At 71.2% G+C, this 13,886-nt stretch carries 11 protein-coding genes and 2 tRNA genes; 8 read left to right on the top strand and 5 right to left on the bottom strand.

Translation table 11 applies throughout. The features are described 5' to 3' along the window. Nucleotides 1-74: 74 nt before the first annotated feature. From ACFCXS_RS07525 to ACFCXS_RS07515, 3 genes are all read left to right on the top strand, one after another. Complete coding sequence (locus ACFCXS_RS07525) at nt 75-869, top strand: hypothetical protein (RefSeq protein ID WP_376642110.1); 795 nt, start codon at nt 75-77, stop codon at nt 867-869. Nucleotides 870-875: 6 nt separating this feature from the next. Further along, nucleotides 876-1,562, top strand: a complete 687-nt coding sequence (locus ACFCXS_RS07520; protein ID WP_376642109.1) for a class F sortase — start codon at nt 876-878, stop codon at nt 1,560-1,562. A 115-nt stretch (nt 1,563-1,677) separates the two neighbouring features. After that, nucleotides 1,678-2,718: a glycoside hydrolase family 6 protein gene (locus tag ACFCXS_RS07515; protein ID WP_376642108.1), complete on the top strand. Its 1,041-nt coding sequence runs from the start codon at nt 1,678-1,680 to the stop codon at nt 2,716-2,718. Between the two features lie 96 nt (nt 2,719-2,814). On the opposite strand, the gene ACFCXS_RS07510 is transcribed toward ACFCXS_RS07515, so the two are convergent. The 4 genes from ACFCXS_RS07510 to ACFCXS_RS07495 all read right to left on the bottom strand — a co-directional run bounded on the left by ACFCXS_RS07510 (nt 2,815) and on the right by ACFCXS_RS07495 (nt 7,964). Next, nucleotides 2,815-4,755: a kelch motif-containing protein gene (locus ACFCXS_RS07510; protein ID WP_376642107.1), complete on the bottom strand. Its 1,941-nt coding sequence runs from the start codon at nt 4,753-4,755 to the stop codon at nt 2,815-2,817. Further along, entirely contained in the window at nt 4,752-6,752 is a 2,001-nt protein-coding gene (locus tag ACFCXS_RS07505) for a glycosyltransferase family 2 protein (protein ID WP_376642106.1), read from the bottom strand. Before ACFCXS_RS07505 ends, ACFCXS_RS07510 begins: the two co-directional genes overlap by 4 nt. Nucleotides 6,753-7,077: 325 nt before the next feature. After that, on the bottom strand, nt 7,078-7,791 hold the full coding sequence (locus tag ACFCXS_RS07500; RefSeq protein WP_376642105.1) for a FadR/GntR family transcriptional regulator: 714 nt from the start codon (nt 7,789-7,791) through the stop codon (nt 7,078-7,080). A 99-nt stretch (nt 7,792-7,890) separates the two neighbouring features. Further along, nucleotides 7,891-7,964, bottom strand: a tRNA-Lys gene (locus tag ACFCXS_RS07495). 197 nt (nt 7,965-8,161) lie between these two features. Between ACFCXS_RS07495 and ACFCXS_RS07490 the strand changes: the two genes are divergently transcribed. From ACFCXS_RS07490 to ACFCXS_RS07470, 5 genes are all read left to right on the top strand, one after another. Then, on the top strand, nt 8,162-9,475 hold the full coding sequence (locus ACFCXS_RS07490) for a peptidoglycan-binding protein (RefSeq protein WP_376642104.1): 1,314 nt from the start codon (nt 8,162-8,164) through the stop codon (nt 9,473-9,475). A gap of 122 nt (nt 9,476-9,597) precedes the next feature. Next, nucleotides 9,598-10,719 (top strand): SPFH domain-containing protein, encoded by a 1,122-nt coding sequence (locus ACFCXS_RS07485; protein WP_376642103.1) that lies wholly within the window; start codon nt 9,598-9,600, stop codon nt 10,717-10,719. Between the two features lie 101 nt (nt 10,720-10,820). Then, complete coding sequence (locus ACFCXS_RS07480) at nt 10,821-11,426, top strand: lytic polysaccharide monooxygenase (RefSeq protein ID WP_376642102.1); 606 nt, start codon at nt 10,821-10,823, stop codon at nt 11,424-11,426. Between the two features lie 106 nt (nt 11,427-11,532). Then, nucleotides 11,533-11,997: a DUF3592 domain-containing protein gene (locus tag ACFCXS_RS07475; protein WP_376642101.1), complete on the top strand. Its 465-nt coding sequence runs from the start codon at nt 11,533-11,535 to the stop codon at nt 11,995-11,997. A gap of 40 nt (nt 11,998-12,037) precedes the next feature. Beyond that, a complete protein-coding gene (locus ACFCXS_RS07470; RefSeq protein WP_376642100.1) occupies nt 12,038-13,738 on the top strand; it encodes an AMP-binding protein in 1,701 nt (566 codons plus the stop codon). Here ACFCXS_RS07470 and ACFCXS_RS07465 read toward each other — a convergent pair. After that, nucleotides 13,704-13,777 (bottom strand) — tRNA-Lys (locus tag ACFCXS_RS07465). The genes ACFCXS_RS07470 and ACFCXS_RS07465 overlap by 35 nt on opposite strands. Nucleotides 13,778-13,886: the final 109 nt, after the last annotated feature.

Here is a 13,886-nt window from a genome sequence, read left to right as displayed (position 1 = left end):
GGAGCAACTGCGGCGTCCCTGAGGATGCGGTGGCCCACCGGGCGGGGGAGGCTCCAGGCGTCTGGAGGTTCACGATGGGTTCCCTGAGAGTCACTGTCTGTACGAGCGTCCTGGCCGTCGTCGCCCTCGCACCGGCGGCGTACGCGACGGACACGGGGAGCGTGTCGGTGACCCCGGCCCGCCCCGCCCCCGGCAGTGACGTCACGCTCCGTGTGACCGGCTGCGACCGGCGAACGGCTGTGGCCGCCTCGCCGGCCCTCGTCGCGGACGCGCGGCTCACCGTCGCCGGCGCCGACGAGCTCGTCGGCGACAGCCGCGTCCGCTCCACGCTCAAGGCGGGTTCGTACGCCGTGCGGGTCACCTGCGGTGCCACGCGACGCACCGGCACCTTCACCGTCCAGGACGGCGAGGCACGACACGGCGCGGGACAGCACGGTGCCCCGCTGGCCACCGTGCCCGCGGCCCCACAGGCCACCGTGCCCGGACCCGGCGGCCGGCCACCCGCCCCCGGCAACGGCGGACAGTCACCCGCCCTCGGCAACGGCGGCCGGCCACCCGCCCCCGCCGAGGGCGAACAGCAACCCGTCCCCGGCAGGGGAGGTCAGCCGCCCGCGCCCGAGAAGGGCGGTCGGCCGCCCGCGCCCGGCGTCGACGAGGGGGCGTTCCCCTCCCGCCGGCCCGGCGCGCCCGCCTCGCCCGTCGCTCCCGTCCAGGCGGGGGGCGGCGGTGCCGCCGACCACCTCGCCGCCGAGGAACGCGGCGCCGGTCCCGGTGCGGCGCAGGGGGTGACCGGACTCGTGCTCGCGGCGGCGGCCGCGGCGGTGGTCTTCGCCTTGCGCGGGGTCCGCCGGGGCCGCGGAACGGACTGACCGGCCATGCACGATCACGATCACGTCCAGAGACGTTTCTCGGGCACCGGCCGCCTGCTGACCGGCATGGCCTGGGTCGTGCTGCTGCTCGGGCTGTGGCTGTGGGGCCGCGAGGTCACCGAGATGCGGCACGGCATCTCGGCGCCCGCCACGGGTGACATGGCGGCGGCCGGACGGCCCCCGGACATCAAGCTGCCGCCGGAGCGGCGCCCGCTGGGCGACGCGCTGCCGCAGCGCATCGACATCCCCGGCATCGGCGTCCAGGCCCCCGTGGTGGCGCGCGGTCTCGACGCGCACGGGGCCCCCGACCCGCCGCCGTACGACCAGCCCGGCGTGGTCGGCTGGTACGCCGGCGGGGTCGCACCCGGGGCGCCCGGCACCGCGCTGATGGTCGGTCATGTCGACACCGAGTCCCGGCCCGCCGTCTTCTACCGGGTCAGTGCCATGCGGCCGGGCCAGACGATCCGGGTGGTCCGGGCCGACGCGAAGATCGCCGAGTTCACCGTCGAGTCGGTGCAGGTCCTCACCCGCGACCGCTTCGACGCCCATCAGGCCTACGGGCCCCGCGAGTCGGGCCGGGCGGAACTGCGGCTGGTCACCTGCGGCGGCAGCTACGACCGCACGACCCGCAGCTACACGGCGAACGTGGTCGTCTCGGCGTACCTGACGGGAACCGGCCCCCGGGCTGGATGACGCCAAGTCCCGATACGGTGGCGCTGTGTCATCGCGCCGACGGGGTTCGTCGGTGGGCGGCGCGGGACGTATGCCAGGATTGAGACTTGGAACGGTGCACCCAAGGGGGAGTTGGATGTACGGCAGCAGGGGGGCCGGGGCGTTCGCCAAGAGGCGCGTGTCCGCAGTGGTGCTGGGGGCGGCACTGCTGGTGACGGGGTGTTCCTCCTCCGACGGAGGAGACGGAACGGACGAGCGCGGCGACGGGGCGGGCGCCGGGATCACCCAGCAGCCCAAGGAGAAGGCCCCCTTCTGGGTCAATCCGGACGGTACGGCGGCCCGGCAGGTCGCCGCCCTGGAGAAGTCCGGCAAGAAGCAGGACGCCGAGCAGATCCGCAAGATCGCCGAGCAGCCGGTCGCCGAGTGGGTCGTCCCGGACGACCCGCAGCAGCAGGTCAGGGGCTTCACCGAGGCCGCCGGCAAAGCCGGCCGTACGGCGCTGCTCGTCCTCTACAACGTCCCGCACCGCGACTGCGGCCAGTACTCGCAGGGTGGCGCCGCCGACGGCAACGCCTACCGCGACTGGATCGACGGCGTCGCCGCCGGTATCGGCGACCGGCCCGCCACGGTCGTCCTGGAACCCGACGCCCTGCTGCACCTGGTCGACGGCTGCACCCCGGAGCAGTTCCACGAGGAGCGCTACGACCTCCTCAAGGGCGCCGTCGCCAAGCTCAAGTCGCTGAAGAAGACGAAGGTCTACCTGGACGCGGGCAACGCCGGCTGGCAGGACCCCGACCAGATCTTCGAGTCCCTGAACCGCGCGGGCATCGCCCAGGCCGACGGCTTCTCGGTCAACGTCTCCAACTTCTACTCGACCGAGGACTCCATCGCCTACGGCAAGAAGCTCTCCGCCAAGGTCGGCGGCAAGCACTTCGTCATCGACACCAGCCGCAACGGCAAGGGCCCTTACAACGACGGCAAGCCCGACGAGCGCTGGTGCAACCCGCCGGGCCGCTCCCTGGGCGAGACCCCGACGACGAAGACGGCGGACCCGCTGGTCGACGCGTACCTGTGGGTGAAGCGGCCCGGCGAGTCGGACGGCGAGTGCAAGGGCGGCCCGAAGGCGGGCCAGTGGTGGGCGGACTACGCGCTGAAGCTGGCGAAGGCCACCGCCTGACCCGGCCGGCCCGGGCGGGAACGACGCCCCGGCCATGCACAAGGGGCGCCCTCCTCGCGGAGAGCGCCCCTTCGTCGTGCCGTCGGCCCTCGGCCGTCAGGGCACCTTGACCCACTGCGCCTTGCTCGGGGTGCCGTCCGCGTCCGTCACGAACAGCATGTACCAGCCCGCCTGGACCAGGTTCCGGTTCTCCGGCACGGTCACCGTCAGCTTGTTCCCGGACGCCTTGAAGTCCAGGGCGATCGACCGCTGGTCGATGTCCGTGACGTGCGTGGCGGCACTCGGCCGGATCAGCCGCACCTTCTTGACCTTCGCCGCGTCCGACGAGGTGAACGTCCCCGTGGAGCCGCGCTCGATGGTCTGCGGACCGCCCGACAGCGAGGGCCGGTCCGCGTCGCCGTACAGGTAGGGCGGCGTGTAGATCTCGATGCGCTGCTCGAACTCGCCCGGCTTGGTGTTGGCCTTGTCGGCGTAGAGCGAGTCGGAGCCGAAGACCATCACGCGCCCGTCGGGCAGCAGGATCGACCCGGAGTGGTAGTTGCGGCCCACGAGCGGGTCGGCGACGCGCTTGAGCTCGTTCTTCTCCGCGTCGTAGAGCCGCGCCTCGAAGATGTTGGAGTCGCCGCGGCCGCGGTAGTCCTCCGAGCCGCCGGAGATCAGCACGTTGTCGTCGGGCAGCACCGAGACGTTCGGGTAGCGGGTGCCCTTGTCCAGGGACGGGCCGTCCACGAAGCGCGGGTCCGGCTTCTTCAGGTCGACGATCCGGGTCTTCTCGCTGGACTTCTCCGACTCGCCGACGCCGCCGCCGCCGACCACCATGTACTTCTCGTCCTGCGCCGGCGGCAGCAGCACCGTGCCGGACGTCTCCATCAGGGTGGGGTCGCTCAGCCCGGGGATCTTGGAGAACTTGTTGGTGTCCACGTCCCACACGCCCGGCTCACGGCCCACGTTGTCCGGTCCGTAGCCCGCGTTGGACCCCGAGTAGAAGACCTTGCCGTTCTGCATGAGGAACAGCGCCGGGTAGGTCGGGAACTGCCGGACCTTGCCGGTGTAGGCCCACTTCCTGGTCTTCGGGTCGAAGACCTCGTTCTTGCCCGGGACCAGCTGGCCGATGTCGTCGAGGCCGGAGACGCTGAGGATCTTCCCGTCGCTCAGGGTGGTGAGCGTCGGGTACCAGCGGGCCTCCTTCATCGGGTCGACCTTGATGTACTTCTCGGCGACGGGATCGAACTCGAAGGCGTCCCGGATCCCCTGGAAGTCCTTCTTGTCCAGGGCGAGTTTCTGCGCGATGCCGTAGGTGTTCTTGGCGTCGGCGCCCTTCAGGCCGTGCACGCGGTAGTTGTCCTGCGTGCCCGTCTCGTACTTCTTGCCCCGCTTCTGCGCCTCGACGTAGATCCGGCCGAGGCCGGGGTCGTTGCGCAGGAACCGGCCGGTCGCCTTGTCGAAGACCTTCTTGGCGCGCGGCACGAGCACCGGGTCCTTGGAGACGAAGGTCTTGCCGTTCTTCTTGCCGGTGAACGTGGTGCCCGCGGGCAGGGTGATCGGCGCGTCCGGGTTCTCGTTGTGGACGATCATCAGGCCACCGGCCTTCTTGACGTCACCCTGGAGTTTCTCGTAGCGCTTGGTGCCGCCCGCGATCAGCAGATTGCCGTTGGCGAGCTGAGTGTGGCCGGTGCAGAACAGGTCGGCCGGTGTGGGCACCTTCTTGACGGTGCCCTTGACCGGGTCCCAGATCCGGGTGTCGAACTTCTTCGCGTCGAAGTTGTCCTGGTTGTTGCCCGACCCCGCGACGAGCAGCACCTTGCCGGTGCGCAGGAGCGCCGCGTGGATGGTGTTCTGCCGGTACTCCTCGGGGAAATCGACTATCTCCCACTTGCCGTTGGCGGCCTTGTACTCCGGCTTGTTGATCGTGTACTGGTGGTATTTCTCGGTGCTGAAGCGGTAGAGCCACGGCCCGTTCATCCCGGCCAGCGCGAGTACCACCGCCGTGCCGATCGCGAGTCGACGAGCCCGGCGGCGGCCTGCACGGTCGTTCATTCCTTACGTCCCCCAAGTCCACCAAGGGCGATCTGCATGGTCTGGTCGGATCCCCCGACCTCCCCGTTCTCGCCCGGGGTGGCGGCCCACGAGGGCTTGCGCTGCGGGGTGTGCCCCGACGGCTGCTGCGGGATGGGCAGCGGCTGCGTCCGGGGCGGCCCCGCAGGGTCCTGCGGCTCTCCCGCGGCACCGGCGGCGGGCTTCTTCGCGTCCTGCCGCAGCTGCCAGCGCCAGGCGAACACCGGCGAGGCGGTGATCAGCAGCGCGAACGTCGCCCAGATGATCATCGCGGGGTGGGAGTGGCCGAAGGCGAAACCGGCCGCGATCGATCCACCGAAGATCGCGACGAAGTACCAGTGGTAGCGGAACGTGCCGAACCAGCGGTCCGGGCTCGCCGAGTCGCCCTTGGGCGTCACCACGAACTTGCTCTTGCGCCGCAGCACGGCGTCGATCAGGGCCTTCGCGTACAGCGGCGCCGACAGCGCGGACATCACCATGCCGGCCACACCGCCGGAGCCCTCCGGCTCGTGCGGCGAGACGTTGTGCCGGCGGTTCCAGACGTACAGACCGATCTGCAGGGCGGAGGCGTTGCCGTAGAGCATCAGCCACACGGCCGGGTCGATGTTCACACCCGAGGCGCCCAGGCCCAGGAACAGGCAGCAACTCAGCGCCGCCAGGATCCAGTTGAGGGCCGACATCGGGTAGAAGATGATCATCATCGTGTAGTTGAAGAGCTTGCTCGGCGGCAGCGAGTACCAGCCCTTCCAGTACTGCCCCAGGATCGTCTCGTACGTCCCCCGCGACCAGCGCATCTGCTGGGTGAAGAAGTCCGTCCAGGCGCTCGGGCCCTCACCGACGGCGAGCACGTCCGGCGTGTACACCGAGCGCCACTTCCTGCCCGTCGCCGGGTTCTTGTGGCGGTGCATCTCGAAGCCGGTCGCCATGTCCTCGGTGATCGAGTCGTACAGGCCGCCGATCTGCTTCAGGGCCTTGATGCGCACCGCGTTGGACGTGCCGACGAACATCGGGGAGCCGTAGCGGTTGCCGGCGCGCTGGATCAGCGCGTGGAAGAGGAACTGCTGCGACTCGGCGGCCTTGGTGATGGGGTTGTCGTAGTTGCCGTAGACCTGCGGGCCGATGACGAAGCCGACGTCCGGGTCGCGGAAGAAGCCGAGCATCCGCTCCAGGTAGTTGGGCAGCGGCACGTGGTCGGTGTCGACCGAGGCGAAGAAGTCGTAGTCGTCGCCGTGCGCCTCGAGCCAGGCGTTGTAGTTGCCGTGCTTGGTCTTGGCGCGGTGCGGGCCCTTGGCCTGGTTCCACTTCGCGACGCCCTTGCGGGAGAAGTGGTGCACACCCAGGCGCTCGCAGACCGCCTTCACGTCGGGGTCGTCGCCCTCGTCGAGCAGCCACACGTGCATCAGCCCGCGGTGGCGGATCCTGACGGCCGCCTCCAGGGTCTTCGTCACCATCTCCAGCGGCTCCTTGCCGGGCACGAAGGAGGTGAGGAAGGCCACTCTCGTGCCGGTCTCGGGCACCACCGGGACCGGATCGCGGGCCACCAGCGTGGCGTGCGCGTTCGACAGCACGTTCATGCAGCGGAAGAGCTCGATCAGGCCGATCGAGACGAGCATGACCATGTCGAGCGCGGGCAGCCAGTCGAAGGCGGGGTAGTCGCGCTCGGTCCAGTGCTCGGGCTGGAGCAGCCAGAACAGCAGCACCAGGGACAGCACCGGGGCCGCGGCCAGCATCAGGGCGACGCGGATGCGGTGCGGCTCCTGCGAGATGAGCGAGCGGTACTGCACCTTGTACGGCTTGCTCGGATCCGGCTGGGTGAGGGGACCGGCGAGCCGGCTGTAGTGCTCGTAGTCGTATCTCGGCAGCGTCTTCTTGATCCGCCGGAACGTCCCCGTGGTGCTCATCCGGTTCGCCGGCACTCTGAGCTGGGTGGTCTGGGACGGGTCGTTTTCCTGCCGGGCACCCGTGGGCCTCGACGTCATGAGTCATCCCCCCACACGCGGACAGCCGCGTGTTTCGTAGCTTCGTACCGCCTGCTGCTGGTCCCCCTCGACCTTCACAGACGTATCAGTGGTGGGTCGCAGTCACCACGTCATCCACACCCTATAGACACGGCAACGCGACCTTCCGGTTGCATGATGCCCCCCACGGCATCGGTTCATGAACGGGGCCCCTATCCCCGCCCAGCCCGCAACCGGCTCCGAATCCCCCCAACTGCCGCGTCGTCGCAGCATCCTGTAAAACCAGAAAGCCAAGGTTCTACGGCGCCCATCATGATCGCAAGACGCGAAACACGGTGGTTACCGGTCATACACGCTCATTGTGGCGGGTGTGGGGGCCTTGTGGAGGCGTTGTCGAAAGGCGGGCGCGGATGTTGCCGAAGTGCTCTCTTATGGCCTCCTCCGCCCGCATCGAGTCGCCGGACCGCACCGCGTCGAGGATCTCCCGGTGCTGCCGGCAGGTCACCTTCGGGTCCTGCGGCTCGCCCCCCAGGTCCGTGCGGACCCGGTGGAAGGCGTCCCAGAATGCCTCGAGGACCTCGCACAGCAGCACGTTGTCCAGCCCCCGGTAGAGGGTGGCGTGAAAGGCCCGGTCGGTCTCGGCGAGGCCGGCTCCGCGCGCGGCCTGCTCTTCCATACGGCCGACGAGCGCGTCCAGTTCAAGCAGATCCGCATGAGGCATCCGCCCGGCGAGGCGGGACACGAGCCCCGTCTCCACCGCCTCCCTCAGCTCCAGCAGCTGGAGCAGGGAGTCCTCGCCCCGGTAGTGCCCGGCGACCGTGCGGAAGGCGAGCCCCTCGATCATCGGGGCCAGGGACATCGGGCCGACGTAGGTGCCGAAGCCGTGCCGGATCTCCACGATGCCCATCGCCTGGAGCGCCTTCAGGGCCTCCCGCACCGAGTTCCGGCTCGCGCCGAGGTGCTCCATCAGCTCGGGCTCGGTCGGCAGCGGGGCCCCGGAGGCCAGCCGGCGGTCGATGATGAGCTTCTTGATCCGCTCCTGAAGGTCACGCGCTGCCATGGCCAGAGGGTATCCGGCCAGGAGTGGAGGGGGGGTCTCGAAAGGACATACAGGGGCATGCGAAAGGCCCCCCGCTTCCGCGAGGGGCCTTCCGGTCGGTGCGCCGCCAGGGACTCGAACCCCGGACCCGCTGATTAAGAGTCAGCTGCTCTAACCAACTGAGCTAGCGGCGCCTGCTGACGTCGTAACCCTACAGGACGTCCAGAGGTGCTCCGGACCACGGCCCGGGGGAGGGGGTCCCCCGTGAGGCGGCCGCGTACATCATTCGGACCGTCAGCATGCGCGTACGGAAGACAGTTGCGAAACTGGCCAGGCGCGCCCTCCGGTGTCCGGGCGCCGCATTTTCCGCCGGAAGTGTGAGGGGAATCGCATGGAGTCGCCGGTATTCGAGGAAATCGACCCCGCGAACGACTGCGACTGCCCGGGCTGCGTCCACTGGCGCCGCGCCCTCCCGCATTCCTGGACCGGCCGCGCCGGCGCCCATCCGGCGGCGCACCGGGCTCTCGCCCTGGCCGCCGTGGCCTCCGCCGCCCTCGGCGCGGGCCACACCGTACCGGCCGCGGCGGTGTCGCACGCCCCGCACCGCCCGGGCGATCCCGCAGGTGACGAGCCCGAGACCCCCCAGGGTGTCACGTCCCCGCTGCATGGCTCCCCGGGCCGTCAGACGGAGTCCTCCGCCGCCCCGGAGGTCACCGCCATCACTCGCTCGGAGATCATCAACAGGGCCAAGACCTGGGTCGCCGCGAAGGTGCCGTACAGCATGAGCGCCTATTGGTCCGACGGTTACCGGCAGGACTGCTCCGGCTATGTCTCCATGGCCTGGCGGCTGCCGCGGAACGAATGGACGGGCAGCCTCGCGGCATACGGGCAGAAGATTTCCAAGGAGGAACTCCAGCCCGGCGACATTCTGCTGTTCCACAATGCGTCCGACCCCGAGAAGGGCTCGCATGTCACCATTTTCGGCGGCTGGACGGACAGCAAGCACACCTCCTACACCGCGTACGAGCAGACCCCGCCGCACACCCGCCGGAAGGCCACCCCGTACGCCTATCGGACCAATTCCGACCGGTACGTGCCCTACCGCTACAAGGGCGTCACCGCGCAGGAGCCGGTCCCCGGGAAGGACGGCGGCCAGGCGGGCGCCCCGGCCACCACGCCCTACCCGGGAGAGGTGTATTTCGGCCCCGGCGCGAACAACGAGTACGTCACGCAGCTCGGCCGCATGCTCGTCGCACGCGGGGCCGGCGGCGCGTACGCGTCGGGCCCGGGGCCGCGCTGGACCGATGCCGACCGGCGGGCGACCCGGGCGTTCCAGCTGGCCCAGGGCTGGACCGCCGCGGAAGCGAGCGGGCTGCCCGACCCGCGCACCTGGGAGCTGCTGGTCACGGCCCAGGGCGAGGACGTGACCGACGGGGCCGTCGGCCCGCCGCCCGCTTCCCACGGGGTGCCCGGCTACCCGGGGCGGGCGATGTTCCGCCCCGGCGCGAGGAACCCCTACGTCACCCGGCTGGGCGAGCAGCTCGTACGGAAGGGGTTCGGCAGGTTCTACCGGATCGGACCGGGGCCGGCCTGGGGCGAGGCGGACCGGCGCGGTGTCGAGGCCTTCCAGCGCACTCAGGGCTGGCGGGGCGGCGCGGCCGACGGCTATCCGGGCCCGGAAACCTGGCGGCGCCTCTTCTCATAGGACGGACCCCGAGGTCCCCGGCCCCCCCCCGCGGGTGGGCCCCGAATCCCGGCCGGGCCCCTCGGGCCCCTGCGTCCGGGACCACCGTTGTGACGCATCTGGCGCGGAGGCTGGAGGCACGCATGAGTACGACCACTTCCCACACGTCCGAGTCCGACGGGCCGGCCGACGGACCGGCCCGGCCCGCCCGGCTCATCCAGAACGAGTCCACCACCGAGATCCCCGTCCACCTGCTGTTCCGTGACGATCCCGACCCCGCGCCGGTGCCGGTGAAGGCGGCGGTCGTCGGCCGCAGGCAGGGCACGGGGGAGCAGCCGCGGCTCAGACGCCCGGCCGACATCCCGAAGCGCCCGGTGCCGGAGGTCGATCCGGACCTGGTGGAGCGGCCCGCACGGGTGCTGCCCGGTGCGGCGGGCGTACTGGCCGGGGCCTGCGGCGCGGCCGGGTGCGTGGCCACCTCCTGGTGGGCCGGGGTACTGCCGCCGCTCGTGCTGGAGGCGCTGCGGCTGCCCGCGTACGCCGGGGCCGGGCTCGGCCCCGCACAGTGGGCGGCGTACGCGGGGGCCGGGGCGCTCGGGCTGTTCGGGCTCGGTGGGCTGGCCCGCGGCCGTACCGGGCGCGCCTGGGTGCTGGACCTGTTCGGCCGCTACCGGGGGACCGTCCGGCGCTCCGGTCTGCTGTGGGTCAACCCGCTGCTGCTGCGCCGCCGGGTGGATGTCCGGCTGCGGCACTGGCGCAGCGAGCCCGTGCCCGCGGCCGACGGGGGCGGGGTCGCGCTGCGGGTGGTCGTGCTGGTGGTGTGGAGGGTGCGGGACACCGCCCGGGCCATGCTGGGCGTCGAGGACCACGAGACGTATCTGCGCGAGTGCGTCGAGGCGGCGCTGGCCCGGGTGCCGGTGGAGATGCCGGGCGGGCCGCGGGGGGCGGGGGACGCGGCGGCCGAGGCGCTGACCCGGCTGGTGGCGGCGGACGCGGCCCCGGTCGGCCTGGAGGTGTTCTCCGTGCAGCCGGTGCGTGTGGAGTACGCCCCCGAGATCGCCGCCGCGATGCACCGCCGCCGGATCGCGCAGCTGGACGCCCGGCACCGGGCCAGCGTGCTCACCTCGGTCGTGGACTCGGTGGAGGACACGGTGACCCGGCTGACCATGCGGGGGCTGGTCGAGCTCGACGACTACGAGCGGAAGGTGCTGGTGAAGGACCTGACGGTGGCGTTCTGCGCCGGCCGTGGGGAAACGGCTCCGTGATTGGTATGGACATGTTCAACCGACGCCCATAATCTCGCACTTGGTCTAGACCTACACGCACGGCTCACTGAACCTCCCCCACGTTCTCCAGGAGCGGCAGCATGCGTACCAGGACCAAGTTGTCCGCAGCCGCGGTGGGGCTGGCCACGACCGGAGCTCTCGTGCTCTCCTCCGGCGGTGCCAGCGGCCACGGCTACACCGACCTCCCCATCAGCCGGCAGAAGCTCTGCCAGAACGGCACCGTGACCAACTGCGGATCCATCCAGTGGGAGCCGCAGAGTGTCGAGGGCCCGAAGGGCTTCCCGGCCTCCGGGCCCGCCGACGGGCAGATCTGCAACGCCGGCCTCGGCCACTTCAGCCAGCTCAGCGCACCTCGCACGCCGTCCGGCGGAGCCTGGCCCGCCACGAAGGTGACGGGCGGCCAGAACTACACGTTCCGCTGGCAGTTCACGGCCATGCACGCCACGACCGACTTCAAGTACTACGTCACCAAGCCGGGCTGGAACCAGAACCACAACCTGGCCCGGTCCGACCTCGACCTCACGCCGTTCCTCACGGTGCCGTACAACGGGCAGCGCCCGCCGTCCACGCTCTCCCACAGCGGCAGACTGCCGACCGGGCTCAGCGGCCGGCACGTCATCGTCGCCGTGTGGACGATCGCCGACACGGCCAACGCGTTCTACGCCTGCTCGGACGTGACCTTCTGAACCCTTCGGAACCTCTGAGCTTCTCTTGAGTCACGGCTGCGGCCGGCGCGGGTAGGTTCCTCCCACGCCGGCCGCTCGAAGGCCGCCCAGGGCCTCGGGGGAGCTCATGGAAACCTTGTTCTACATCGTGCCCGCGCTCATGATCGCGGTCGCTTCCTGTGCCGTGGTCGTGGTGATCCGCCGCTCCGTGCGGGTCAGCCGCGCCTGGAACAGCGGCCTGACCGCCGAGGCCCGCTGTCTGCGGACGTACACCACGACGAGCGGGGGCGGCGACAGCTCGGTGCGCACCACCCTGCACCACGTGTACGAGTTCACCACGCGCGAGGGCCGCGGCGTCCGCTTCGAGGAGCACGGCGGGCCGGGGACGATCCTGGAGGGCGACATCGTCACCGTGCACTACCCGGCGGACCGCCCGGAACATGCCACGGCCAGGCCCCCGGCACAGGGGAAGCTCGTCGCGGGCACGGGATGTCTGCTCGCCTTCCTCGGCACGTTCATCCTCTTCGCCGTCGGCTTCATGGCGGTGGCCCACGCGATGTTCTCCGTCGCGGGCGACTTCCCGCAGCCGTAGGACTCCACATCTGACGTCACGTCAACTACCGTGCCCGCCCATGGACTCCAGGGCGAGCACCGTCGCGGAACTCATCGCCGCCCGGTGGGGCGACCACCGCCCCGGCCTGCGGTGCGAGGAGCGGACCCTGACGCAGCACGAGGTGGCGGCCGGCGCCGCGGCCCGGGCGGCACTCCTCACGGACCTTCTGCCGCCGGCCGCCGAACCCCACCTCGGGGTGCTGCTCGACAACACCCCCGAGTTCCCGCTGTGGCTGGGTGCCGCGGCCCTGGCCGGGGCGGCCGTCGCCGGGATCAACCCCACCCGGCGCGGTGCCGAACTCGCCCGCGACATCGTCCACACCGAGTGCCGCGTCCTGATCACCGAACGGGCCCACCTGCCGCTGCTGGCAGACCTGGACCTGCCGGAAGTCCGCCTGCTGGTTACGGACACCCCGGAGTACGCCGAGCTCCTCACCCCGTACGCGGACGCCCGCCCGGACCCTTGCGGGGCCACCCCGGGCGACCGTTTCCTGCTCTGCTTCACCTCCGGTTCGACCGGCGCCCCCAAGGCCGCGCTCTGCTCCCAGGGCCGTCTGGCAGCCGCCGGCCGGTCCCTGGCGGACCAGTTCTCCCTGTCCCCGGACGACGTGCACTACGTCTGCATGCCCCTGTTCCACGGCAACGCGGTGATCGCCGACTGGGCACCCGCACTGGTGACCGGCGCGGCGGTGGCGCTGCGCCGCCGCTTCTCGGCGTCCGGGTTCCTGCCGGACGTACGGCGGTACGGGGCGACGTACTTCACGTACGTGGGCCGGGCGATCCAGTACGTCCTGGCCACCGGGCCGCGCCCGGACGACCGCGACAACCCGCTGCGCCTGGGCTTCGGCACGGAGGCCGGCGCGGTGGACGCGGCCGCCTTCGAGCGGCGGTTCGGGGCGCGGCTGGTGGAGGGCTACGGCTCGTCGGAGGGCGGGGCGGCGATCGCGTGGACACCGGGGACACCGCCGGGCGCGGTGGGGCGGGCGGCACCCGGGCTCGTCGTCCTCGACCGGGAGAGCCGTGCGGAGTGCGAGGCGGCCGTCTTCGACGGGGCGGGGCGGCTGCTCAACGGGGACGAGGCGATCGGCGAACTCGTCAACCAGGGGCCCAGCTCCTTCGAGGGCTACTGGCGCAACCCTGCGGCGGAGGCGGAACGCCGCAAGTGGGGGTCCCCCCGCTCGGGCGAAGCCGAGAGCGGGGGAGGCTGGTACTGGACGGGCGACCTCTTCTACCGCGACACCGACGGCTACCTCTACTTCGCCGGCCGGACCGACGACCGCCTCCGCGTGGACGGGGAGAACCTGGCCGCGGCGATGATCGAGAACATCCTCGCCCGGTACGAGGGGGCGGAGGCGGTCTGTGTGTACGCCGTGCCGGACCCGGTGACCGGGGACCAGGTGATGGCCACGATCGCCGGTTCGTTCGATCCCGAGAGCTTCGCGGCGTTCCTCGCCGCTCAGCCCGACCTCGGGACGAAGATGGCGCCCCGGTTCGTGCGGGTGGTGGAGCACATGCCCGTGACGGCGACGAACAAGATCCGCCGGGCGGAGCTGCGCGGGGAGGGTGTGGGGTGCGCCGGTCCGGTGTGGTGGCGGCCGCCCGGGGAGCGGGCGTACCGACGGCTGACGGACGGGGATCGCAAACGCGCTGAGGGGCCTCTCGCTCCCACGAGAGGCCCCTCATCCGTGCGCCGCCAGGGACTCGAACCCCGGACCCGCTGATTAAGAGTCAGCTGCTCTAACCAACTGAGCTAGCGGCGCATGACTCTCGCCTGCCACCGGAATCGTGTTCCGCGGCGGGCGACGGGGAAAATACTACCCAATGCCGGGGGGTGCTCCGGACCACCCGGACAGGGCCGGCGCCCCGCAC

The sequence above is a fragment of the Streptomyces sp. NPDC056373 genome, from assembly GCF_042262425.1.
In the GTDB taxonomy this organism is placed as follows: domain Bacteria; phylum Actinomycetota; class Actinomycetes; order Streptomycetales; family Streptomycetaceae; genus Streptomyces.
The sequence above is the reverse complement of the archived record's forward strand: the minus strand, read 5'-3'. Positions and strand labels throughout refer to the sequence as shown.